This window comes from Rhizobium sp. R634 (genome assembly GCF_002211305.1).
Classification (GTDB): Bacteria; Pseudomonadota; Alphaproteobacteria; order Rhizobiales; family Rhizobiaceae; genus Rhizobium.
On record NZ_LOKW01000023.1, the window covers coordinates 24,167 to 46,157 of the forward strand.

Here is a 21,991-nt window from a genome sequence, read left to right on the forward strand (position 1 = left end):
ATTTTTCGGGCATGGGTGTTTTGGAGTAAAATCACCGGCCGCAATAATGACGTTCCACCAAGACCGATCGGCTGACCTCTGTAATTCAGCGGCGCCAGCCGTGGGATCGACGACGAGTAGGGTGGCTAAGGTACTTCAGCGTGTGAATAGCCGCTCGATCTCCCCACGCTGTTCGGCGTGTTTGACCGGGTTGTCGTTCTTTAGTTTTTGCGGGTTGAGGATCTTCCAGCGGATCGGCGGCAAGGCGAGGGCATGTGGCAAGCCGATAGGCTCGAAGTCGGGTTCGCCATCGTGAAGAGACAGCAGAAACGTGCGGCCCCGGCCGCGCCCACCGCGGTCTTGTCATCGAGGCCTGCCTGGATGTCCTTCAGGAACCGCTCCCGGATATCCAGCAAGTCATCCAGTGAGACCTTTCGATCGTCATCCCATCGAATTCTTGATTGAAGACATGTGTGACGTCGGCCCTATTGGGCTGCAGCAACTCATGGGGCGAGCGCCCGGAGCTCGCCACGTAGACAAGGAAAGTACGAAACAGCGGGTCAGTCAGTCCCTCGTTTTCATAAAGCAACTTGATGTCGAAGAGATCGCGCGGATGTTGGCGATCAATTGCTGCATGCATCTTGCCGCCGAAGAGGACTTCGAAGGCGACAACCTCCATTTCTACAAACCAAACTGGTCTTCGACCAGCTCGCTGACCCTGCGTCGTTCGACGGGGCGGACCGTGCCGCGGGCGACCGGAGAGGTCTCGACCTTGACTGCGGTTTGGCCCCGCCTCACTTCGACGCGCGTATCGCCGCCGCCACCGCCGGCTATTCGCTTTGCTCGGACTCCCTTGATCCTTTCAACCTTGGCGGCGACCCGGTCGAGGATCTCGTTGATTTCGGCCAAGCTCTCGTCCCTCGGTTTGAGCGGAAGGTAGGTCAGGTCGATATCGACTGACACGCGGGGGAGGTCTCTGTAGAAAAGATTGATAGCGGTTCCACCCTTCAACGCGAAAGCCGGCTCGTTGGCAATCATCGGCAAGACCTGGACGAGGAGATCTAGCTGGGAAAGATACTGGTCACGGGCCATCGGCGCTCTCTGGCTTTCCTGGAAGGTACTCTTCTGGGATGGTGATGCGGTATATGGGATGCAGCTTGCCGCCCTTGATGAATGAGCGGTCGCCTCTCCCAAGATCGATATTCGACCGGTCAATATATTTGAGCCAGGCGTGATCATGGCGGTCGGCAAACACGAAGAAGAGCCGTTTCACCTGGACTTTCGTGCAGTCTGCGAGAAGTTCGGTTATGCGGCGCGGACGAAGGGTTGTCAGACCCTCGAAGATCGCATCGATGTTATCAAAGCTCTCGTTTTCGGGCAGTTCGTCCAGCGCCTCGATAATGGCCCGCTCCGGCGTTGATGCGCGTATCGTCCAGCTCTGCAGAAACAGGATGTGATTGCCGTCCGGTTCCGCCGCCAGTAGTTCAATGCCGATACCCGCTGTCTTGAAGAGGCGCGTGCTGCGAAGGAGAGGGAGGCCATTGGTAGGCAGGTTCGCGAGCCAGCGCGGCGCATCGCCATAGATGAAGATCTTCTCGGCAGCCTCTAGTGTCAGGTAGGGCACATGACCGCGAAGGGCCAGCGCCGTGCGGCCGCCAACATGGAACGGATAATTCATGATCGTCTGTGCAGACATGACGGCAATGCGCCAGTCGATGTGTTCTTTCGGTGAGCCGTCCCGTCCTGAGGGGCGCCGGTAGACGCCATGAATGACAGGCTGCAGCCAACCGCGGCGGAGATAATCATGCGTCGAGCTCCGGCGGATTTGCATTTTCCGCATCCATGCCGAATCCACGAGGAAGCCTGCAGGAACCTCATCCAGCATTGACTTTAATTTAGCGCGTTTTCGATCGCCCATGACGGACAAAAATGACATTATTTAAAGTCGCTAGCAAGGATACTTTGATAAATGGCGAAAATGTCCGTTTGAAACGGACTTTTGTGATCGATTATACGGCGATGAATTGGCCGTTTGCTCACGCGCGAAAAATTAACGCCTTTTCGTACTAACGAAGCTGAACGCCCGAATCGGCGGCCATGCGGGATATCAGGGAGGATCTCAATGGATGCCCAATTGTGAATTTCGTGTCGCTATGGATTGTGGGCCGCCAATGCGATAGTCGCTATCTGCAGAACCTGCTGCGATGCTGAGTGCATCGCCGAACTTCAACGCAGACATCCAAGGCCATCAAAGTGAAAAGAGTCCAGCGCAGCTTTGCCGTCGAATACAGATCTGGTCGGCGAAAAGCAAATTCCAATCCGAATTCAATCTGGGGAAACATGGATCTTAAGTCCGTTGCGCAGGAACTGCGCGACGAGGCAATGCCATTACTACCGGGCGCACCTCAGACCGGCGGCAGCGAAAAGGCTTTGACCGGCGAAGACCAGGCCTCGGGGCTGTTGACACTACCTATAGAGCAGGAGACAAATGGGTCGGCTTTACAGGAGACCAGAATGGCCGACGAAAACAATACGATGAGTGATGCTGACACGCCGGCCGCAGCGGCGCCCGATGTCCTCAAGAAGGAGCGCAAACCTCGCGCCAGGAAGGCGGCGCCTGAGACCGCCTCGGCAGCAGTTTCCGCGCAACCGGCAGCGGCTTCGAATGCCGCAGCTGGAAGGCGAAAGAGAGGACCCAAGGCACAGGCTGACGAAGGTGCGACGAGCGCCAAACGTGCGCGTGTCAAACGTGCTCCGAAGGTTGTACAGGCGGTGACTGCACCGTCGGTGGCGGCCGTAGATGAGTTTGCCGATCTTCTGCAGCTGGAAGAGGAAAACCAAAGACTGCGAAAGCTTCTGGCCGAGAAACTCCGAGCTGAAAATGCCGATCTGCGAAAGCGGCTCAACCTCGGTTGATAGCTCGCGGCTGGTCAAGCGCTGGCCGCATTCTCATGCTTATCGAGACGAGCATATTGGCGGCGGTTAGTCCTGCCGCCAACGTTTTTGCCCGCTGCCTGCATGCGGGGAAAAATACGAGGTCGACTAAAATGGCGTCTCCATGGAAACTTCTTGCCCGGCTGGTGTCGCCGCGACGTCAGCAGAGACAAGAACACGGCTCGACCGATGACGTGAAGCCGGACCTGTTGGCCATCGCCACTCCGACTGAAACGGCCGACAACGGCTTGACCACCGGGGAATCGCCGGCCGACGAGAAGCCGGTCGCTGACGGTCAATTGGGCGCCGTGTCAGCGGCCCTGAATCATCCCCAAACGGCAAGCAGTGCCCACGGCACAGCGGATAGCGAAGATGCCAAGCACGTAGAGGCAGCTGACCCGGCTATATCCGATGACGTTGCTACGGTCGCACGCGACCCACGAAAAGCCTCCCAGGCTGGCGATGGTGCAAAGCGAAAGCCTAGCAAGCGGGGGAAGACAGCGGCAAGGAGTGAAGTTGTTCCGCCACCCTCTCCAGGCGTTCGCGCCGTTTCTGACGATGCGATCAGCCTCGATGAAGAGATCACGCTGCTCCGTGAGCAATTGGCGCGCAAGCTTCGGCTGCAAAATGCACAACTAAAGAGAATGCTGGCGCGGTTCGAACGCTGAACGTGTCATTCTCCATCGCACCAACTGGTGCCAGTCTCTTGACTGGGCAACTTGTTACACTAGCGCCTTCCATAGCGTCCAGCTACCGACATTGATGCTGGCCGGGGTCACCGCAGCTCCGAGTGGGATCGACGGATAAATTGCGCTGACACCTGCGACTAGGCCTGCAACGCCGCGAAGCGTCGGGTCTGTTTACCTTCACGTCACCAGCGGATCGCCGTCATAGATCTGACAGCGCCCTATGCTGAGACGCAGCTGCCTTCAACGTTTCGACCGTTCGGTTTCCTTCGCGAAACAGGTTGAGCATTACAGCTGCGGCAAGCTCGACATCTGGACTGTCTTTAGGAAAACCGCGCTGCGACCTCCACGCCTCGAGCACATTGTCCAGGATGTTCAGCTCCTCCGGCCCAAACGTCGTTTCCAGAAACTGATGCATGCTCGAATGACCCCTTCACAAGTGACGGCCGCAATATGGGGAGGGCTCGGCGCGGATCAAGGGCGGGTTCGCAGGTGGCGCGGTTGCAAAGAGGAAGAGGAGGGAAGGGGAGCTGTGACGGATTGAGAGGGTTGGAGAGAGTCTCCGTCCGGTCCGTCATGGAGAAACGACATGGCACAAGCCACCCCGAAAATCACCCTCAGTTCAGCCCGCGACATCCCCTTCAACAAGCTCGTGCTGAGCCAGCAAAACGTCCGCAAGATCAAGGCGAGTGTGTCGATCGAAGATCTGGCGGAGGACATCGCCCATCGCGGTCTTCTGACCAGCCTAAACGTGCGTCCGGAAGTCGATGCAGAGGGCAAGGAAACCGGTATCTACCGGATCCCGGCCGGCGGGCGCCGGTATCGCGCCCTTGAACGGCTGGTATCGCAAAAGCGGCTTGCCAAGACGGCCGGTGTTCCCTGCATTGTCAGCAGCGGCGAGACGCTTGAAGTTGAGGATTCTCTTGCCGAAAACGTCCAGCGCGTCGGCCTGCATCCGCTCGATCAGTTCCGCGCCTTCCAGACGCTGCGGGAGCAGGGGCTCGGCGAGGAGGAGATTGCCGCGCGCTTCTTCGTCTCGGTCGCCACCGTGAGGCAGCGCCTGCGGCTTGCATCCGTCTCGCCGCGGCTTCTCGACTTCTACGCAGAAGACGAAATGAAGCTCGAGCAGATCATGGCGTTCTCGATCACCAACGATCATGTCCGTCAGGAACAGGTCTGGGATACGATCTCGCGGTCGCATAGCCGCGAGCCATACTATATCCGGCGCCTGCTGACGGAAACGGCCATCCGCGCCAGCGACCGCCGCGCCGTCTATGTCGGCATCGACGTCTACGAGGCCGCCGGTGGCGTGGTGATGCGCGATCTCTTCGAGCAGGATCAGGGCGGATGGCTGCAGGATCCGGCGGTGCTGGAGCAGCTCGCGCTCGAAAAGCTCAAGGTCGACGCCGACGCGATCCAAGAGGCCGAGGGCTGGAAATGGATCGAGGTCGCCTTCGATTTCCCCTATGGCCATACATCAGGGCTGCGTCGCTTCTATGGCGAACAGGCCGAGATGACCGAGGAGGAGCTCGCTCGCTATGATGCCACAAGGGCCGAGTACGATAAGCTCGATGGGGACTATGCCGCGGCGAGCGAACACTCGGAGTCGACGGAACAGAAGCTCGAAGAACTCGGTGCGGAGCTCGACCGGCTCAATGATCGGCCGTATGTCTTCGATGTCGAGGAGGTTGCTCGCGGCGGCGTTTTTGTTTCGCTGGGCGCCGGCGGCGAGCTCAAGATCGAACGGGGCTTCGTACGGCCAGAAGACGAGCAGCAAGCCGAGGTCGATACCCCCGATGCTGACGGCGCGGGAAGCGTCGATTTTGACGGCGGTCCATTGGTCACCGACGGATCGGCCAGCAGCGGCGATCAGCTGGAAGACGAGGACGAGATGATTAAGCCCCTCCCTGATCGCCTGGTTCTCGATCTGACGGCCGTGCGGACCATCGCGCTGCGTAACGCGCTCGCCAACGATCCGGTCATGGCCTTCATTGCCGTACTGCATGCCTTCGTGCTGAAGACCTTCTATCTCTACGGCTCGGATTCATGCCTGGAGGTGACCCTGCAGAGCGCCAGGTTCAGCCAGACCGAAGGACTTGCCGACACGGTATGGGCAAAGGAAATCGACCAGCGGCAGGAAGCCTGGGGTCAGGATCTGCCCAAGGATCCGAACGACCTCTGGGCGTTTCTGATCGCACTCGACGAGGTCAGCCGCCAGGCACTGTTTGCCCATTGCGCCTCGCTGGCGGTCAACGCGGTGATCGAGCCCTGGAACAAGCGGACCCGCGCAGTCGCACATGCCGATCAACTGGCCCGATCGATCGGTTTCGGGATGGTCGAGGCAGGATGGACACCGACCACTGACAACTACCTTGGCCGCGTCACCAAGGCCCGCATCCTGCAGGCGGTCCGCGAGGCGAAGGGCGATCAGCCGGCGGAGCTGATCGGCCATCTCAAGAAGACCGACATGGCCCGCGAGGCAGAGCGGCTGATGACCGGCAGCGATTGGCTGCCGGAACCGCTCCGGCTTGTCACGGACAGCGCGTCGGTCGAGCCGGCGACTGTCGAAGCCGGGGAGATCGCCGATGGCGGGACGGTCGATGCACCGGCCCGCGACCTGCCGGCTTTCCTCACCGACGATATCGATGATGTCTCCACGTCCACCGACGAGATCGACGAACGCCAGCATCTCGACGCGGCCGAATAATCCCATTCACCAGACTCAACCGACGGCCCGGCTCCGCAAGGAGACCGGGCCGCATCTGTTTTCAGGAGAGTTCAATGCCCGATTTTACGATCGAAACCACCTATCACTTGCCGGTGTTCCGGCATCGCACCTATGCCGCCGAAACGCTGGAGGCGGCTTGCCGTGCTGCAATCGAAGACGACAACTGGGAGATCTCCGAGAAGGACCAGGATTCCTCCCGCGAAGTCCACGTCACCGGCGTCTGGAAGGGAACGCACGCTGCCTATACCGGCGCTTCGATCCCGGTGCCGCCGCAATTCGATGAAGCGGTCCAACGTCGAGCCCGCCATTTCGAAATTTTGCTTGGTCTCTTGAAGATCTTCCTCGACGATGCCCATGCAGCGCGTGAACCATCGCTCGATTGGCTTGCCCGTTCAGCTTGGGAGATCGCGCGGGGAGAAGCCATTCTCGCGGGAAGTCCGGATCCTGACGAACCTGTCGACCCGCCAAAGCCTGTCCACGTTCTCGCCCGGCTGCAGGAAGATCGGGTTCGCGACGCCATTACCGCCGTTCTCGAGGTCGATCACAGTTTCGGTGGGCTTTCGACCGAGGCGGTCAGCGATGACGAAATCCACGAGGCATGTGTATCCATCGCAACGACGACGGACTTTTCTGACGTCGTCGGCAATGCCGAATTCCAGGCCGCGCTGACGGCGATCCGGGCAGCGCACCTGCGCCTCCGCTGACACTGACCCAATCAGCGCTTCATATCCCTTCACCCCAGCCCGGACATTGCGCCGGGCTCTTTGCTTTTCAGGAGATAGTCCAATGAACATCCCCAGCTCCAGCCCTCGGCCCACCACTTCCGGCTTCAAAGTCGATATTTCCCGCGGCGAACGGATCGGCCGCGTTTCGTCGGAATGGTTTACGCGCCCCGACGACGAACGGTTCCTCTCATTGACCGAGCTCTACGATACCGTTCGCTCCCGTGCCGACCGGGCGCAGGCGCGAACGATCGAGAGTGCCGCTATCCGCGTCGAGGCCACGCGCGACAACGCCGAGGGGCTCGAACTCCTTGTTCCCGGCCAGCGCCAGCCGATCGCGCCGACCCATTGGAGCTACGGCCAGCTCTGCGGCCTGGTCGGCGCGCCCGCCACCTATATGCGCCAACTGCCGGCGCCGCTTGCCGCCATCAACCTTCAGCACGGCCTGCTCAATCACCGTGCCGAGCTGGTGAAAACACTCGAGATGGACGATGGCCGGCTCGAACTCCGGGCCGTCACCGGGCCGGAATACGGCCGCATCTGGGATCATGAACTCGTCTCGGCGGTGATGAAGATCGCCGGCAATGGCACAGGCGATACGATGTGGAAGGTGCCCGGCGTGCTCGATTGGGCGACGATGACGCACAATCCCTTCGTCGACATCACCAAGGACACGACGACGCTCTACGCCAGTGACCGCGACGTGTTCCTGTTTCTGGTCGACGACACCCATCCAATCGAAGCCGGACGGTTGCCAAACGGCGAACCGGATCTTTATTTCCGTGGCTTTTATGCCTGGAATAGTGAAGTCGGGTCAAAGACGCTCGGCATCGCTTCCTTCTACCTTCGCGCCGTTTGTGCCAATCGCAACCTCTGGGGCACGGAAAACTTCGAAGAGATCACCATCCGGCATTCCAAGTTCGCCGCCCAGCGTTTCGCGCATGAAGCAGCTCCCGCGTTGACCAGTTTCGCCAATTCCTCACCGGCGCCGTTCGTGGCCGGCATCAAGGCGGCGCGTGAGCGGATCGTCGCGCGTAAGGACGAGGATCGCGAGACCTTCCTGCGCCGTCGCGGCTTCTCGAAGGGGGAAACCGGCAAGGTGATCGAGATGGTCTTGTCGGAAGAAGGGCGTCCGCCGGAATCAGTCTTCGACTTCGTGCAGGGTATTACCGCACTGGCGCGCACCAAGACCAACCAGGACACGCGCCTGGAACTCGAAGGCAAGGCGAAGAAGCTGCTTGAAAGTGTCTCCTGATCGGAATGCGACCGCGAGATCGCATCTCCGAAACTTTCCATCCCACCATGCGCCCGGCCTTTGTGCCGGGCTTTTTTGATTTCGGATATGCAATCCAAATATCGCGACCCTTGCCGCTCCGGTCCCTGAAATTGGAGCTGTCGATTATGATAATTGGAAAGTCAAATACCTGTTGCTTGGGACTGGCTGGCATGAATTTTGGGACCCGGCAGTCGGTCGGATGCGTGCTTCCGGCTGCTGGTTGCCGCTGACAGGCGTCCGTCTCTCTCGACGGCGATCAGAGAGGGAGAGAGGGGCCGGAAAGGGTTGGCCTGGCGGGTTTAGAGAGCGCTCGACCGGGCCGATCCTTTCCTCGCTCTCGATGGGTTCTCCATGACCATCTCGTCTCTAGTCGCCGACGCGGCCACACCCTCGATTGTTTCCATACCTCACGGCAGCCGAGGCGGCTCTATCCTCAATGCCGCCAATGGGCTGCTTGCTTTTCTTGAGCAGGGTCGGCCCGTCGGCTCTGCCGACCTGCGCACTGTTATGACCGACGTTTTCGGTGGCAGCGATGCGGCGGGCTTCTGGCTTTGGAAAGACGCCTATGAAGCGGCCGAAGTCGCTCAGGTCTTGTTCCTGCGTAAGTTCGGCACAGCAATCGCGGCCCGTTGCAATGCGCCGCAATTGGCGCTCGCGATGCTGACGAAAGTTGCAAAGCTCCTGCCGACCCACAGCCGGCGGTCGGAAGAGAGTCAGGCGCTGCAGCAGCTTTCAACCCCGCTTCCCCTGGCTTTTGTCGCTGCACGGGCCGCAGCGATCAAGGCCGACGACCTTGTTCTCGAGCCCTCGGCCGGGACGGGGATGCTTGCAATCTTCGCCGAGCTTGCGCGCGCCCATCTCGCTCTCAACGAAATCGGCGACCTCCGTGCAGACGTGCTGCAAGAGCTGTTCTCCAAGAGGGTGGTCAGCAGGCACGATGCGGCTCACATCGACGACTATCTTGATGACGCGGTACGACCGACCGTAGTGCTGATGAACCCGCCCTTTTCGGCCGGTGTCCATGTCGAAGGCAGAGTCGCTGACGCCGCCTGGCGTCATCTCTCTTCGGCTCTTGCGCGCCTTGCGCCCGGCGGTCGTCTGTTGACGATCACGGCTTCGTCGTTATCTCCTGACAACGGCAGATGGCGCGAGCCCTTCGTCCGACTTCAAACCCAGGGGACGGTAATCTTCAGTGCCGCCATCGATGGCCGTATTTACGCTCGCCATGGCACTACGGAGGAAACGCGCCTCACTGTCATCGATAAAGTTCCGGCACCTGATCCGGCGCGGGTGATCGCCTCCCGGAGCATGGCGCCGGATGTCGAAACGCTGCTGGAATGGATCGGCGACCTCCCGCCGCGTGCGGCATTGTCGTCCTCGCCGGCGGTTGCTCAAACCGCTGCGATAAAAGCATATTCGGTTCTCGATACTCGGAATCGGGATAGGTCACCAAAGCCTATTGCTCCGAAGGTCGAGACCAGCGCCGCCACAGCTGCGAATGACATCGTCGAGCTTGCCTACGAGCTGGTTGACACCGACGTTCGAGCTGAACCGAAAATTGGCGTCGACGTTGTCTACGAACCTTACCGCCTGCAGACGATCCGTATCCCGAATGCCAAACCGCATCCGGATCGGCTGGTCGAGTCGATGGCGATGGCATCGGTCGCACCGCCGCAGCCGGGCTATCGTCCGCATCTGCCGCGCTTCATCGTCGAGAGCGGCGCACTTTCAGATGCTCAGTTGGAAAGCGTCATCTATGCGGGGGAAGCCCATAGCGGCCATCTCGCCGGCAACTGGACGGTCGATACGTCGTGGGACAATCTCAAAGCGGCGAGGGACGAAGACCAAAGTGCGGTACGTTTCCGTCGTGGTTGGTTCCTCGGCGACGGTACCGGCGCGGGCAAAGGTCGGCAAGTCGCCGGCATCATCCTCGACAACTGGCTGAAGGGAAGGCGCCGGCACGTCTGGATCTCGAAATCCGACAAGCTGATCGAGGACGCCCAACGCGACTGGAGTGCGCTCGGTCAAGAAAAGCTGCTGGTGACGCCGCTCTCGCGCTTTCGTCAGGGACGGCCGATCCAACTGCAGGAGGGAATCCTGTTCGTCACCTTCGCGACGCTCCGCAGCAACGAGCGCGAGGGAAAAGACTCACGCGTTCAGCAGATCGTCGATTGGTTGGGCCAAGAGGCGGGGAATGGCGAAGCCGCGACAGGGAACGAAATGCGCTTTGATGGCGTGATCGTTTTCGACGAAGGCCATGCCATGGCCAATGCTGCCGGCGGCAAGACCGATCGCGGCGACAAGGCCGCCTCGCAGCAGGGAAGGGCAGGGCTTCGACTGCAACGCGCGCTTCCCGATGCCCGCGTCGTCTACGTCTCGGCCACCGGTGCCACGGATGTCGAGTCTCTCGCCTATGCCGAACGGCTCGGTCTCTGGGGCGGCGCCGACTTCCCGTTTCCCACCCGTTCGGAATTCATCGCCGCGATCGAGGACGGCGGCGTCGCCGCCATGGAAGTGCTTGCCCGCGATCTGAAGGCGCTTGGACTCTACGCCTCCCGCTCGCTCTCCTTCGAGGGTGTCGAATACGACATCGTCGAACATCGCCTGACCGACGAGCAGATCCGCATCTACGATGCCTATGCGGAAGCATTCCAGGTCATCCACAATCATCTCGATGCCGCAATGCAGGCGGCTGGGATCATCGGCGCGACCGGCACGTTGAACCGCAACGCCAAGGCGGCGGCCCGCTCGGCCTTCGAGAGCTCGAAGCAGCGCTTCTTCAATCATCTGCTGATCTCGATGAAGACACCATCGCTGTTGAAGTCCGTCGAGGATGATCTGAAGGCGGGACATGCGGCGATCATCCAGATTGTCTCGACCGGCGAGGCGCTCACCGAACGCCGGCTGGCGCAGATCCCGACATCGGAATGGAACGACATTCAGGTCGACGTCACCCCGCGCGAATATGTGCTCGGCTATCTCGCGCATTCGTTTCCCGTCCAACTATTCGAGGAATTCTCCGATGGCGACGGCAATCTCAGTTCACGACCCGTCTACGATGCCAGCGGGCAACCGGTTCTATGCCGCGAGGCCGTCCAGCGCCGTGACGAACTGATCGAAAAGCTGGGTAGCCTTGCGGCGGTCTCGACTGCCCTCGATCAGATCGTCCAGCGTTTCGGGACTGAGATGGTGGCGGAGATCACCGGCCGCTCACGCCGCATCGTCCGCAAGGATAGCGGATCGATCAGCCGCTATGCTGTCGAAAACCGGCCGGGCTTGGCCAACCTCGACGAAACCCGAGCCTTCATGGAGGACCAGAAGCGCATCCTGATCTTTTCGGACGCGGGGGGCACTGGTCGCTCCTATCACGCGGAACTGACGGCCAAGAACCAGCGCCTGCGAGTTCATTATTTGCTTGAGGCCGGCTGGCGCGCCGACGTGGCGATCCAGGGGCTCGGTCGCAGCCATCGCACCAATCAGAAGCAGCCGCCCCTGTTTCGCCCTGTCACCACCAACGTCAAGGCCGAACGGCGCTTTCTCTCCACCATCGCCCGGCGGCTCGACACACTTGGCGCCATCACCCGCGGCCAGCGCCAGACCGGCGGACAGGGCATGTTTCGCAGCGAGGATAATCTCGAATCCCAATATTCCCGCGATGCGCTCCGGCAGTTCTACGGGCTGCTTTACGCCGGCCAGATCGGTGGATGCTCGCTCAGCCAATTCGAGGCGGTGACTGGTCTATCGCTGACGTCGGATGAAGGCGGCCTGAAGGACGACCTGCCGCCAATCCAGACATTTCTTAATCGAATGCTGGCGCTGACGATCGCAATGCAGAACCTGTTGTTCGATGCTTTCGAGCAATTGCTGACCGCACGGATCGAGGGCGCCATTGCGGCGGGAGTCTATGACAAGGGTCTGGAGACGATCACCGCCGACAGCATGAAGCTGACCGATCGGCGGACGATCTACACCCATGCCAACGGCGCGCAGTCGCATCTGCTGACGATCGAAGAGAAGCGCCGCAACCAGCCGATGTCGCTCGCCGATGTCCAGGCTTTGGTGCAGCAGGATCCACGCGCAACGCTGATGATCAACGGCAAGTCCGGCCGCGCCGCAGTCATGGTGCCGACGCTGTCGATCATGCTCGACGATGGCTCGATCCAGCCGCGCGTCTCTTTGCTCCGGCCGCTCGATGAGTTGCGCTTCGAAGTCCGTCAACTGGAAGAGACCAACTGGGAAGCGGCCGACCTGAGGAGCTTCGAGAAGGCCTGGATAGCCGAGATAAATAATCTGCCGGAATTCTCCGTCTCGACGCTGCACATCGTCAGCGGTTTGCTTCTGCCGATCTGGCGCCTGCTGCCGCAGGATTATCGCCGCGTCTATCGATTGGAGACGGATGACGGCGAGCGCATCGTGGGTCGCGTCATCGCCACGTCGGTGCTTTCCGCGCTTTGCCGTAATCTCGGTGTGGATCAGGCCCAGACGATATCAGCCGCACAGGCTTGGGCCTCGCTCATCGGCGGATCATCGGTGGCCGTGCTTGCCGGCGATCTCAGCCTGCGTCGCGTCCGGGTGATGAATGACCACCGGATCGAACTCGCCGGCTTCAGCGATGGCATGCGCGACTGGTTGAAAGCCATCGGACTTTTCTCTGAAATCATTGCCTGGAAAACGCGGTTCTTCTTGCCCGTGACGGAGGAAGGACCGTCGATCCTCAATAGGCTGATCGAGCGTCATTGGCTGCTCGAGCTCTCGAGCCGAAGCTGAGGGAGGTGATCATGGCATCCGCCTCCGAACTGGCTGCCCGTCTCGCGCGTGATGCCGAAGCGGTGTGTCGTCATTATCTTTCGGCCGGCCGGCGATATGGCAACTACTGGATCGTCGGCGATACCTGCAACAACAAGGGGCGGTCGCTCTATGTTCATCTGGCCGGCCCACGGGTCGGTCGCTGGACCGATGCCGCCACCGGTCAATACGGCGATCTCCTTGATCTTGTTCGTGAGAGCTGCGGCCTGATCGATTTTCGCGATGTCGCGAGCGAGGCGCGGCAATTCCTGCGCCTGCCGAAAACGGAGGGAGCGTCGGCATATCAAGCAACCAGCGCCACAGGCCGAACCAACCGCCCAGCATCCGCGCGGGCACGGCGGCTTTTTGCGATGGGGCAGCCGCTCAGCGGCACACTTGCCGATAGCTACCTGCGACAGCGCGCGATCTTGCGCGGATCGGAGCACGCCAGTCTCCGTTTCCACCCTTCCTGCTATTACCGCGATCTGCTCACGGGCGATATCGCGCGCTATCCGGCCCTGATTGCTGCTGTCACAAGTCCAAGCGGTGCGATCACCGGGGTGCATCGGACCTGGCTCGACCCGAACGGTGACGGCAAGGCGAAGGTCGAGGATCCCAGGCGAGCATTGGGCAGCCTGCTCGGCAATGCAGTGCGTTTCAACGTGCCAGCCGATGCACCCGTGTCGGTGATGGCGGCAGGTGAGGGCCTCGAAACCATGCTGTCGCTGTCGCATGTCATGCCGGGAATGCCGATGGTGGCGGCGCTCACTGCCAACCACCTTGCGGCCTTCCGGGCGCCGACAAGCGTCTTACGCTTCTATATCGCTGCGGATGCGGATGCGGCCGGCCGGCACGGGATCGAAAGGCTGAGCCAGGCGGCTCGATCAATCGGCATCCTGCCGCTCGTGCTCGCGCCCGAACTCGGCGATTTCAACGAGGATCTGCGCAGGCTGGGACCGGACCGGTTGACGGCGAACCTTCGTCGGCAGCTTATACCCGAAGACGCCGCTGCGTTTCTACCTGCTGCGTAACACCGGCCAGGCGAGGGCGCGAAGTGGCGTCAGGTCGGATTCTGATGGACGCGGCGTCATGGTTCTCCATGTTTGCCCGCACCCGCCAGCCTGCCGAGAGGCGACCCATACCACGCGGTGCCCTGACCTTCAGCGGGTCGCTCAGGTTTCTTCCCCGCAGCGGCTTTGCCGCGGCTCCTCGCGAGCCAAGAAACCCTCCCTCCGCCGCCCGGCGCTTCGCTGGGCCGCGGCGCGATCCGCCGCGGTTCCGGCCCGGTCCCACGTGGACAGGGATCGCCGTCAGGCCGCGAGAGGCGCGGCGAAAAACCGACGGAGATCGACATGAACCTTTTTCCATCCTTCAACGAGGCCCCCGAGCCGCAGCACGCATCCTCCCCGACCGACCGCTTCATCTACGAGATGCAACTGCACGGGTACCGCCCTTTCCAGGACGAGCCCGATCCTCGCCCGCTCCCTGAAGAACCGGCCGTCCAGGGGTCGCTGACCACGATCTTTGACGCCCTGTTCGAGATGCTCGGCGACACGCGGCTCGAACCTGATCTCGAGGACCTCTTCTGGTCGACCGTCAATCTCTTCCACCGTGCCGGCGAGCGCATCCAGCGTGAGCTCGACCGCAACGAGGAGGCGCAGCGCAGCGGTCAACGCGAACAGGACGGCTCCGAAGTCAAAAGCGTCGAACTCGAACGCCTGATCGCCGAAGGCATTACAATGCTGGAGCGCCGCAACAGCTTCGAGTTCATGCGCGACTTCGCCGCTGACCTCTTCGAGGCGCAAACCGGTTCCGCCTGGCGGCCGCGCACCGGCTCGAAAATCAGCCACGCCAACATGACCGCGGCGATGATCGATAGCCGTGATTTCCTGTCTGCCCGGCGGCGCGCCGAGACCGAAGTGCTGATCCCGCCCGGCACCAAGATCGCCTTCGCAGGCGGGATGGACTATAACGACCACGATCGCATCTGGGCGAAGCTCGATCAGGCCTATGCCAAGCATCCCGACATGGTCCTGCTCCACGGCGGCTCGCCTAAGGGCGCCGAGCGCATCGCCGCCTGCTGGGCAGAAGCCCGAAAGGTGACACAGATCTCCTTCAAGCCGAATTGGACCAAACACGCCAAGGCTGCTCCGTTCCGCCGCAACGACGAGATGCTGTCCGTCATGCCGGCCGGCCTGATCGTCTTCCCTGGTAACGGCATCACCGGCAACCTCGCCGACAAGGCGCGCCGGCTCGGCATTCCGGTCTGGCAGGCAGGCGGCGATTAGGCCGCCTTGTCGCCCATACGGTGGACAGAAGAGCGATCGGTCGACGGTGGCAATTGGATGGCTAAGTGGATGGCTTGGTGACAAGAAGCGGGATAGGAAGTGCAGCATTCGCATCGTCAAGGATTTCGAAGGAATGCCTTCCTTCGTCGTCGATTGACACGGAGTAACTCATTCGATCCTGGATGTGGTTGTTCTCATCAAAGGTTAGGATCTTCGGCTTCAGCGATGTGATCCGGTTCTCGTCGAGATAGATCGAGTTGCAGATGATAATTTGGTCCCCGGGCTGGCAGGTGCGGGCAGCCGCACCGTTGAGAATGCAGCACCGGGAGCCTCGCTCGCCCAGGATGACGTACGTCGAGATTCTGGCTCCCGAATTTTTGTTCCAGATCTCGACGAACTCCATCGGGAGTATGCCCGCTTCTTCACAGTGATCGGGATCCAGAGTAATCGAGCCATGATAGTTGAGATTTGCCTCTGTCACGTAGATGCCGTGCAATTTGCCAGCCACCAATTTTCGCATGTTCCCTCGCCTCAAATTTCAACGACGGCTTTATTAGAGGAAACTTGAAATCGACAAAAGAAGTTTGCTGCGATGCCCCGGCTCCGTCGAGCGGTATGTGGAAACCGCCACCCACTTCGTGGGCCACGGCTTGCAGGGACTGACGCGCTCGTCCTGATCGATAATTGCGAAGAAGCCATCAAAGTCCTGCTGGCGGCGCGCCCTCCGATCGGAAGGCTTTTGTAGTCTGGGTATTGTTTCAGAGGAAGCGTTAATCCCGGGCACGAACCGACTCCGGACAATCGCCTTTACGGTGCCTTTTGGTGCGGCTGCGTTCGTGGCTGACGTTCTGCCTTCACCCATCGCCGCAGACGAGTGTCACGGTTTACCCGCTAAACAATCTCAGGACGGCTCGCGCCATTGAGGCGATCGGGCTTGGAAGCGAGCCGTTACGCAGGGGGCGCGCGAGACGGCGGCAGCCCGGATTCCTCAACGACGGTGACGGGCTCCTGGTGGCTGCATCGAGGTGCGGTCGAGCCTTAAGGGCGCTTCCTCCGTCGGAGGCTTCGAAACCATTCCCTTCTCTATGTCGCCTTTCTAAGGGACCGGCCGCAATCAGCGTCAACCCGCAAGGGGTTCCCCTGCGCTGACGCTCCGGTGACGCCTGCGGCTCGCCCCCTTCTCCGGGCGCCATCGGGAATGGTCCCGAGCAACCGAAGGAGAATTACCATGGCTACCACGATCGCAACCCTGACGCAGAAGACCGATGGCAGTCTCGAAGGCGTCTTCGCCACCATCCGGGTCAATGCCTTGATCGCCATTATCCCCAATGTCAACAAGGCTAGCGAAGAAGCTCCGGATTACCGCATCATCCACCGCAAGACCGGCTTCGAAATCGGCGCAGGCTGGAACCGCATCGCCCGCCAGACCGGTGAAGAATATCTCTCCGTCAAGCTCGAAGCGCCCGAGATCGGCGTCATCTTCGGCAATCTCGCACCCGCTCCCGGCGGCGAGGCAAATCGCAAGGTCATCCTGTGGAACAACCCGGCCTGAGCGAGGTGGCCGGTCCCGAAATGGATCGGCCTCTCCCATCCACCTAATCCGAGGAGATGGCGATGAGCCGCTATACGATCACCGTCACCAGAACCGCATTACGCCATGCCGATCCCGATGCCGTCATCGGATACGACCGCCCGCTACAGACGTTCTTTCTCCAGGCCTTCGCCGACAGCGAGGGTGAGAACCTGGCGCTCTGGCTCGGTACTAATATCCGGGCGTTTGAAACCCTGTCCGATCTCCGCGCAGCCGCGATCGCTCTGGGTTACGACTTCGTTCCGATCGCATCTGGCACGCTATGCCGGCTGCTCGACGACTATGCCCGAGAGGCGATCTGCCCGGTGCCTGATAGCATTGTCCAGGATTTGCAGCCTCAAACTCACTAATCGGCGCTAGTTGCGCAAAACACGAAAGCCCGACCTCTGCTGGAGGCCGGGCTTCCTCTTATTCGCCCAGTTGGCCTACTTGTTGAGGGCATCCTTCAGGGCCTTGGCCGGCGTGAAGGCCAGCTTCTTCGCCGCGGCGACCTTGATCGTTGCGCCGGTCGCGGGATTGCGCGCTTCCCGCTCCGGCGTGTCCTTGACCTTGAACTTGCCGAAGCCGGGCAGCGAGGTTTCGTTTCCGGCGACGGCAGCCTCGGTAATCGAGGCGATCACAGCCTCGACGATTGCCTTACCTTGCGCCTTGGTCAGGTTGTGCTCAGTAGCGATCTTGTCGGCGATTTCATTGGTGGTGGTCATGTCAGTCTCCGCATCGTGATTGATATGGAATCCGTGACAGGCGATTTTCGTCCTGTCATCGGTGAAGAGTGAGTACGACGTTCAAAGCGCTGGATTTCCACAGCTTCTGATCGAGCGCAGCACTCCGCGTTCTGAGAGCCACGACAGTGTCCGCCGCCCCCGACAATTATCGGTGCCACACGAGAGGTTGGTTGTCTGCTTAGTCCCTCCGAGGGTGTCATGGCGGTCTGGCTCTACTCGTGTCGCTTCGCGCCACTCCCGGAGCCCGCTTTGCGGTCTCCGCCTCCGGTCACGATCCATCTCGCGGGCCAAGAAGCGATGTCGACGCCTCATGTCGAAACGGCGCCTCATCCATATGGCCGGCTGATCGCCGGATACGGTCGCGGCGCCTGCCGGCACCGCGGTGCTCTTCTTCTCTGACGTCCTATTGTGCACCCGCCACTCCGGCGTCAAGGACTGCGTGGGCTCCTTTCGTCAGAAACGAAAAGGAGAATGCGTCAATCAAAAGTTCAGCAGAATGGTCGATAGATAGTCAGCGGAATGGTCGATAGGAAGTCAGCGGAGTGGTATGTTGCTAGAGCCAAGCATTGACAAAAATGTCCATCGATCACGGCTCGCAAACCTTCACGTTACTGCGACCGAAGACCTTGAACACAGTTGCAAAATCAGCCTTGTACCTTTGCAGTCCTTCCTGTCTCGATCTCCTCAATCATTGCTTCGAAATCTTGTGGCAATGCTACATAATTCAGCAAGAATGCCGCCGCGGCGACACTTTACCCGAACCAAGACAACGGATGGCAGTTCCTTGAATGTGTCTCAATCGAGATACACACATGAACGTAGAGGTCAGGAGAAACTGCGATGGCCGCACACACATCCATGCTGCACGTTCGAGTAGACGACAAGCTCAAGGCCGATGCCACCGAAACACTGTTTCGGCCTATCCGTCTCGGATGCCGTGCAGATGTTCCTAACCCGCGTCGCCAAGGAGGGCGTCCTGCCAGTCGCTCTGACGACCGCCCCGAAGCGCACGACGAATGGTTCCGTGCCAAGGTGCGCGAGGCGCTGGTCGATACTCGACTAGGCGTGCCGCATCGGCAGGTCATGGACGAGGCACAAGCATTGATCGACAGGAAGCGCCGTGCCCGAGCTTAAATGGTTTTGCTGAAGACGAATTATTGCCCCGGTCAAACCGAGTCGATAAAATATCCCCGACAAAAGAGCGAGCTTGGAGTGTGCCGTGACAGATCAAAGCATCTCGTGGAAACAGGATGGAATCGACTCCGGCTGGTTCTTCGCCCAGGGCGTCGGTTCGGTGAGAAGCAGTGTCAGCTACCGCCCAGGCGGGTGGTGGTTCCTTGCGGAATGGCTACCCGACACTGAAGAGCATGATATCGGCCCCTTCAAAACCAAAGCAGCCGCGATAGCCGAAGCGGAGCGCCTTGCCGTTCAGCGGCTAAAGGACAATCATCGATCGCATGTGCTCACGACCTACTGTCAATAGGTCGGTTGGAAATGGAACCGATACGAAAATGAATGTTACGGAAATCATCGCCGCAATAGAGCGCGTTATTGAAAGCGCGACTCCAGGACCATGGTACGGTCGTGGATCTAAGGGTTCTGAAAGTTATGGGGGTGGATGTGTTGCCACGACAACAACCTATCAGGACATAAATTTTAAGGCGATCGCCGACGTAAGATCGCACTCTTCGGAAATCAGCTACGATCAAGCTGCTGCAAATCGCGAGTTTATTGCGGCCTGCAATCCTGAAAATATCGCCGCTCTTATCTCGGCCTACAAGGAGTTGGAGAGAAAGCTGGCGGCTGATGGCGTGTCTCTGTCGACATAATCGTAACAGCCTTTGCTGTTCGGCAGCCGGCTCAGAGCCTATGACCCGGGCGTCGTCCCAAACCTTCGGCGAACTTCCGAAATGCAGATGGCGACTTTCGATCGGGCCACAACGGGGTGGGGCTCCAGCCTTGTCAAAATCGTCATTAACGCCTGTCTTCAGGAAGCGTGCTTTTGCGCGGCGTAGACTACCGCGTGCGAAACACCTTTGCAGATAAACGGAACGCACGGGCGGGGGCAGTCGGTTCCGCCTCCCTGCCGGCCGCTATGCTGAGGCTCCTGCGGCTGCCCTTGTTCCGCCCTTAGCGTGGCGAGAATTCCCGAAATCCGCCTGACGGCGCCGCTATGCTGATTTCTCCGATACTCTTCATTGTTTGATTGTAACCCGCCTGCGGGCGGGTTGCCCCATTATCCCTGATCACTGCCGGCAGCCATACGATCGGGACTGCCAGATGATTCGCATCTCGGCCCATGAAGCATCGAAAATCAGTCAGTTTAACCGGCCTCCTGGCTGGCGCGAAAGGAACTCAGCTTGCTCAGGAGCTCCCCAGAGATCTCGAATTGCCGCGCCGTTCCCCGGCCCATGGAGTTCTTCCCCATCGTCTCTAAAAGCATTCCCCGCTTTACCAAAAGGTCGACCGTCTCCTTCACGCCGCTTCGCGTCAGCTCGGTAATCTCGATGATATTCGAGAGGGTTAGTTTCTGGTGGGCCTGGGTCATCGTATAGAGGATCGTCATCATGCCGATCTGCTTCAGTCTCGCCTGCGGGGTTTCGTCCGCCAGCGGATGATCGAGGATCTCATGAAGAATGAGGCCGGAGAAGGCAAGGTTGTGCCATTGCGTTTTAATCGCGCTTGTCATGTCATTTAACTGTGCTATATACGGCAGTATGAGCCTGGGAAGTCCGATTGGATCTCCCGAAACGCAATAGGGCGCCGTGGTCTCGAAGGATCCTGTTCATGAAAAGCCTTCTCCTGAATTCACTGCTCGCGGTCTGCTTCGTCGCGCCACCCTATCTTATTTCCGGCAGTAAAGCGCGGGCCGAAGATTGGGGATGCCAGGTTATCCTATGCCTTTCCAATCCCGGCGGGCCGACCCAATATGGCGAATGCCGGCCGCCGATCCAGAAACTGTGGCAGGCGCTTGCCGAGGGCCACTCGTTCCCGACCTGCAGCGGCGTCGGTTTTCAGAGTTCGCGGCCGGGTTATGAACCCTATTATTGCGATGCCGGGTACAGACTGACGAGCGATTATGGTCCGCGCGGGCAGGAAACGACCTGCGTGTCGACGTCGCTGCAGCCGGTGAGCAACAGCCTCTGCTCAAATGACGAGGAAGACTACACCCACAACAATTCGGTGCTGTCGCCACATTGGCAGCGCGTGGACGGACGGCGCCAATGCATGGGCTATCCGATAACGCGTCCGAATGTGCGATCGCAGCCGCACTATGTCGATGTCACCATCGACGGCGCAGGCACGCAAAGGGTCTGGTACTGATCGATGGCTGCTTCTTTCGTCGATATCGCGCAAACCTGCGCGCCGATGGCGCACGTCGAGACGCTGGCAGGCATCATAAGCCTCGAGAGCCGTTTTCAGCCTTTCGCCATTCGCATCAACAGCGGTCCGCCACTCGCCGCCCAACCCGGGTCGAAGGCGGAGGCGATCGAGGTCGCCACGTCTCTGATTGCCGGCCACCAGGATATCCAGATCGGGCTCGGCGGTATCTCGATAGAGGAGCTTCAAAAACTGAAGCTATCCGTCGCCGACGCCTTTGATCCCTGCCTGAGCCTCAAGGCCACGGCCACGCTTCTCGACGGATACTACCGCGCCGCATTACGTGAGGGGGATCCGGCTAAGGCCGAAAGCCTGATGCTCCAATCCTACTATGGCCGCGATGATCCATCCCTCGGCGCCATGGTCAGATATGACGAGCAGGTGCGCCAGGAAGCAAAGCGGTTATCGCCGATGCTTGCCTCCCTTGAGATTGGCGAGCCCGATGGTCGGGCCGGGCCGACGCAAGATGAGGCGCCGCCGGCGCTTGCGAAACAATCCTCCCAAACCGCCGAGGCCGTATCCTGGGATGTTTTCAGCTCAGGGCGGCAATCCTCGGTTCTCGTTTTTCCGAATGATCGATCGGAGCAAAGTGAATGATCTCCAAAGCCCGTCTTCGCCCCCTTGCCGCATCCACGCTCATGGCGGGCGCCATTGTCATCTGCCTGGTCGAGCCAGCCTTCGCCCAAGCCGCCGGCATCGAAACCGTTTTGCAGAACATCGTCGACATGCTGACCGGCAATATCGCCCGCCTGCTGGCCGTCATCGCCGTCATCATCATCTGCATCGCGTGGATGTTCGGCTACATGGATTTGAGGCGGGCCGGATTCTGGATCATCGGGATCGGCGGCATTTTCGGCGCCACCGAGCTGGTCAACACCATCGTCGGGAATTGAGCG

21 protein-coding genes and 2 pseudogenes are annotated in these 21,991 nt (G+C 60.2%); 16 read left to right on the top strand and 7 right to left on the bottom strand.

Annotated features, from left to right (window positions below; all coding sequences use genetic code 11):
* Positions 1–367: 367 nt before the first annotated feature.
* The 3 genes and pseudogenes from ATY77_RS33230 to ATY77_RS18110 form a co-directional block, all read right to left on the bottom strand.
* A pseudogene (locus ATY77_RS33230) lies at positions 368–685 on the bottom strand (nucleotidyl transferase AbiEii/AbiGii toxin family protein); the annotation flags it as partial.
* Positions 661–1,071: a nucleotidyl transferase AbiEii/AbiGii toxin family protein gene (locus tag ATY77_RS33235; protein WP_280950751.1), complete on the bottom strand. Its 411-nt coding sequence runs from the start codon at positions 1,069–1,071 to the stop codon at positions 661–663. The gene ATY77_RS33235 and the pseudogene ATY77_RS33230, both read right to left, overlap by 25 nt.
* On the bottom strand, positions 1,061–1,915 hold the full coding sequence (locus tag ATY77_RS18110) for a type IV toxin-antitoxin system AbiEi family antitoxin domain-containing protein (RefSeq protein ID WP_088688441.1): 855 nt from the start codon (positions 1,913–1,915) through the stop codon (positions 1,061–1,063). The genes ATY77_RS33235 and ATY77_RS18110 overlap by 11 nt, the downstream gene beginning before the upstream one ends.
* A gap of 317 nt (positions 1,916–2,232) precedes the next feature.
* On the opposite strand from ATY77_RS18110, the gene ATY77_RS18115 reads away from it, so the two are divergent.
* Together ATY77_RS18115 and ATY77_RS18120 are read left to right on the top strand one after the other, a co-directional pair.
* Positions 2,233–2,895, top strand: a complete 663-nt coding sequence (locus tag ATY77_RS18115; protein WP_088688442.1) for a transcriptional regulator — start codon at positions 2,233–2,235, stop codon at positions 2,893–2,895.
* A gap of 131 nt (positions 2,896–3,026) precedes the next feature.
* Entirely contained in the window at positions 3,027–3,581 is a 555-nt protein-coding gene (locus ATY77_RS18120) for a hypothetical protein (protein WP_088688443.1), read from the top strand.
* 220 nt (positions 3,582–3,801) lie between these two features.
* Here the strand turns inward: ATY77_RS18120 and ATY77_RS18125 are convergent, their stop codons facing one another.
* Complete coding sequence (locus ATY77_RS18125) at positions 3,802–4,017, bottom strand: hypothetical protein (RefSeq protein WP_088688444.1); 216 nt, start codon at positions 4,015–4,017, stop codon at positions 3,802–3,804.
* A 171-nt stretch (positions 4,018–4,188) separates the two neighbouring features.
* Between ATY77_RS18125 and ATY77_RS18130 the strand changes: the two genes are divergently transcribed.
* The 6 genes from ATY77_RS18130 to ATY77_RS18155 all read left to right on the top strand — a co-directional run bounded on the left by ATY77_RS18130 (position 4,189) and on the right by ATY77_RS18155 (position 15,398).
* Positions 4,189–6,306 carry a ParB/RepB/Spo0J family partition protein gene (locus ATY77_RS18130; RefSeq protein ID WP_088688445.1) on the top strand — a complete coding sequence of 706 codons (2,118 nt, stop codon included), beginning with the start codon at positions 4,189–4,191 and terminating at the stop codon, positions 6,304–6,306.
* A 74-nt stretch (positions 6,307–6,380) separates the two neighbouring features.
* The gene (locus tag ATY77_RS18135) at positions 6,381–7,031 is read left to right on the top strand and encodes a hypothetical protein (protein WP_088676180.1); all 651 of its coding nucleotides are present in this window, start codon (positions 6,381–6,383) and stop codon (positions 7,029–7,031) included.
* 82 nt (positions 7,032–7,113) lie between these two features.
* Positions 7,114–8,304 (top strand): DUF932 domain-containing protein, encoded by a 1,191-nt coding sequence (locus tag ATY77_RS18140; RefSeq protein ID WP_088688446.1) that lies wholly within the window; start codon positions 7,114–7,116, stop codon positions 8,302–8,304.
* A 372-nt stretch (positions 8,305–8,676) separates the two neighbouring features.
* Positions 8,677–13,092 (top strand): strawberry notch family protein, encoded by a 4,416-nt coding sequence (locus tag ATY77_RS18145; RefSeq protein ID WP_088688447.1) that lies wholly within the window; start codon positions 8,677–8,679, stop codon positions 13,090–13,092.
* A gap of 11 nt (positions 13,093–13,103) precedes the next feature.
* Positions 13,104–14,141, top strand: a complete 1,038-nt coding sequence (locus ATY77_RS18150; RefSeq protein ID WP_088688448.1) for a toprim domain-containing protein — start codon at positions 13,104–13,106, stop codon at positions 14,139–14,141.
* Between the two features lie 321 nt (positions 14,142–14,462).
* Positions 14,463–15,398: a DUF2493 domain-containing protein gene (locus tag ATY77_RS18155; protein WP_088688449.1), complete on the top strand. Its 936-nt coding sequence runs from the start codon at positions 14,463–14,465 to the stop codon at positions 15,396–15,398.
* Positions 15,399–15,459: 61 nt separating this feature from the next.
* Here ATY77_RS18155 and panD read toward each other — a convergent pair whose 3' ends face one another.
* A complete protein-coding gene (panD, locus tag ATY77_RS18160) occupies positions 15,460–15,918 on the bottom strand; it encodes an aspartate 1-decarboxylase (protein ID WP_088688450.1) in 459 nt (152 codons plus the stop codon).
* A gap of 708 nt (positions 15,919–16,626) precedes the next feature.
* Between panD and ATY77_RS18165 the strand changes: the two genes are divergently transcribed.
* Both ATY77_RS18165 and ATY77_RS18170 read left to right on the top strand, forming a co-directional pair.
* Positions 16,627–16,950, top strand: coding sequence for a DUF736 family protein (locus tag ATY77_RS18165; protein WP_088688451.1), 324 nt, complete (start codon positions 16,627–16,629; stop codon positions 16,948–16,950).
* A gap of 62 nt (positions 16,951–17,012) precedes the next feature.
* Positions 17,013–17,339, top strand: a complete 327-nt coding sequence (locus ATY77_RS18170; RefSeq protein ID WP_088688452.1) for a hypothetical protein — start codon at positions 17,013–17,015, stop codon at positions 17,337–17,339.
* A gap of 75 nt (positions 17,340–17,414) precedes the next feature.
* Here ATY77_RS18170 and ATY77_RS18175 read toward each other — a convergent pair whose 3' ends face one another.
* Positions 17,415–17,693, bottom strand: a complete 279-nt coding sequence (locus ATY77_RS18175) for an HU family DNA-binding protein (protein ID WP_088676189.1) — start codon at positions 17,691–17,693, stop codon at positions 17,415–17,417.
* Positions 17,694–18,554: 861 nt separating this feature from the next.
* On the opposite strand from ATY77_RS18175, the pseudogene ATY77_RS18180 reads away from it, so the two are divergent.
* The 3 genes and pseudogenes from ATY77_RS18180 to ATY77_RS32595 all read left to right on the top strand — a co-directional run bounded on the left by ATY77_RS18180 (position 18,555) and on the right by ATY77_RS32595 (position 19,543).
* A pseudogene (locus ATY77_RS18180) lies at positions 18,555–18,848 on the top strand (type II toxin-antitoxin system RelB/DinJ family antitoxin).
* Positions 18,849–18,933: 85 nt separating this feature from the next.
* Complete coding sequence (locus ATY77_RS18185; RefSeq protein ID WP_088688453.1) at positions 18,934–19,197, top strand: hypothetical protein; 264 nt, start codon at positions 18,934–18,936, stop codon at positions 19,195–19,197.
* A 28-nt stretch (positions 19,198–19,225) separates the two neighbouring features.
* Positions 19,226–19,543: a hypothetical protein gene (locus tag ATY77_RS32595; RefSeq protein WP_141103952.1), complete on the top strand. Its 318-nt coding sequence runs from the start codon at positions 19,226–19,228 to the stop codon at positions 19,541–19,543.
* A 494-nt stretch (positions 19,544–20,037) separates the two neighbouring features.
* Here the strand turns inward: ATY77_RS32595 and ATY77_RS18190 are convergent, their stop codons facing one another.
* On the bottom strand, positions 20,038–20,403 hold the full coding sequence (locus ATY77_RS18190) for a MarR family transcriptional regulator (RefSeq protein WP_088688454.1): 366 nt from the start codon (positions 20,401–20,403) through the stop codon (positions 20,038–20,040).
* A gap of 98 nt (positions 20,404–20,501) precedes the next feature.
* Here ATY77_RS18190 and ATY77_RS18195 point away from each other — a divergent pair, with 98 nt between their 5' ends.
* From ATY77_RS18195 to ATY77_RS18205, 3 genes are read left to right on the top strand one after another with little or no spacing between them, the layout of a single operon-like run.
* Positions 20,502–21,038, top strand: coding sequence for a hypothetical protein (locus ATY77_RS18195; protein WP_088688455.1), 537 nt, complete (start codon positions 20,502–20,504; stop codon positions 21,036–21,038).
* Positions 21,039–21,041: 3 nt separating this feature from the next.
* Positions 21,042–21,692: a lytic transglycosylase domain-containing protein gene (locus ATY77_RS18200; protein ID WP_088688456.1), complete on the top strand. Its 651-nt coding sequence runs from the start codon at positions 21,042–21,044 to the stop codon at positions 21,690–21,692.
* Positions 21,689–21,988, top strand: coding sequence for a TrbC/VirB2 family protein (locus tag ATY77_RS18205; protein WP_088688457.1), 300 nt, complete (start codon positions 21,689–21,691; stop codon positions 21,986–21,988). Before ATY77_RS18200 ends, ATY77_RS18205 begins: the two co-directional genes overlap by 4 nt.
* Positions 21,989–21,991: the final 3 nt, after the last annotated feature.

Bases quoted from the DNA above. Each gene is read 5' to 3' on its own strand.
- ATY77_RS33235 (WP_280950751.1), bottom strand. From the start codon at position 1,071: ATGGCCCGTGACCAGTATCTTTCCCAGCTAGATCTCCTCGTCCAGGTC.
- ATY77_RS18110 (WP_088688441.1), bottom strand. From the start codon at position 1,915: ATGTCATTTTTGTCCGTCATGGGCGATCGAAAACGCGCTAAATTAAAG.
- ATY77_RS18120 (WP_088688443.1), top strand. From the start codon at position 3,027: ATGGCGTCTCCATGGAAACTTCTTGCCCGGCTGGTGTCGCCGCGACGT.
- ATY77_RS18125 (WP_088688444.1), bottom strand. From the start codon at position 4,017: ATGCATCAGTTTCTGGAAACGACGTTTGGGCCGGAGGAGCTGAACATC.
- ATY77_RS18130 (WP_088688445.1), top strand. From the start codon at position 4,189: ATGGCACAAGCCACCCCGAAAATCACCCTCAGTTCAGCCCGCGACATC.
- ATY77_RS18135 (WP_088676180.1), top strand. From the start codon at position 6,381: ATGCCCGATTTTACGATCGAAACCACCTATCACTTGCCGGTGTTCCGG.
- ATY77_RS18140 (WP_088688446.1), top strand. From the start codon at position 7,114: ATGAACATCCCCAGCTCCAGCCCTCGGCCCACCACTTCCGGCTTCAAA.
- ATY77_RS18145 (WP_088688447.1), top strand. From the start codon at position 8,677: ATGACCATCTCGTCTCTAGTCGCCGACGCGGCCACACCCTCGATTGTT.
- ATY77_RS18150 (WP_088688448.1), top strand. From the start codon at position 13,104: ATGGCATCCGCCTCCGAACTGGCTGCCCGTCTCGCGCGTGATGCCGAA.
- ATY77_RS18155 (WP_088688449.1), top strand. From the start codon at position 14,463: ATGAACCTTTTTCCATCCTTCAACGAGGCCCCCGAGCCGCAGCACGCA.
- panD (WP_088688450.1), bottom strand. From the start codon at position 15,918: ATGCGAAAATTGGTGGCTGGCAAATTGCACGGCATCTACGTGACAGAG.
- ATY77_RS18165 (WP_088688451.1), top strand. From the start codon at position 16,627: ATGGCTACCACGATCGCAACCCTGACGCAGAAGACCGATGGCAGTCTC.
- ATY77_RS18170 (WP_088688452.1), top strand. From the start codon at position 17,013: ATGAGCCGCTATACGATCACCGTCACCAGAACCGCATTACGCCATGCC.
- ATY77_RS18175 (WP_088676189.1), bottom strand. From the start codon at position 17,693: ATGACCACCACCAATGAAATCGCCGACAAGATCGCTACTGAGCACAAC.
- ATY77_RS32595 (WP_141103952.1), top strand. From the start codon at position 19,226: ATGAATGTTACGGAAATCATCGCCGCAATAGAGCGCGTTATTGAAAGC.
- ATY77_RS18190 (WP_088688454.1), bottom strand. From the start codon at position 20,403: ATGACAAGCGCGATTAAAACGCAATGGCACAACCTTGCCTTCTCCGGC.
- ATY77_RS18195 (WP_088688455.1), top strand. From the start codon at position 20,502: ATGAAAAGCCTTCTCCTGAATTCACTGCTCGCGGTCTGCTTCGTCGCG.
- ATY77_RS18200 (WP_088688456.1), top strand. From the start codon at position 21,042: ATGGCTGCTTCTTTCGTCGATATCGCGCAAACCTGCGCGCCGATGGCG.
- ATY77_RS18205 (WP_088688457.1), top strand. From the start codon at position 21,689: ATGATCTCCAAAGCCCGTCTTCGCCCCCTTGCCGCATCCACGCTCATG.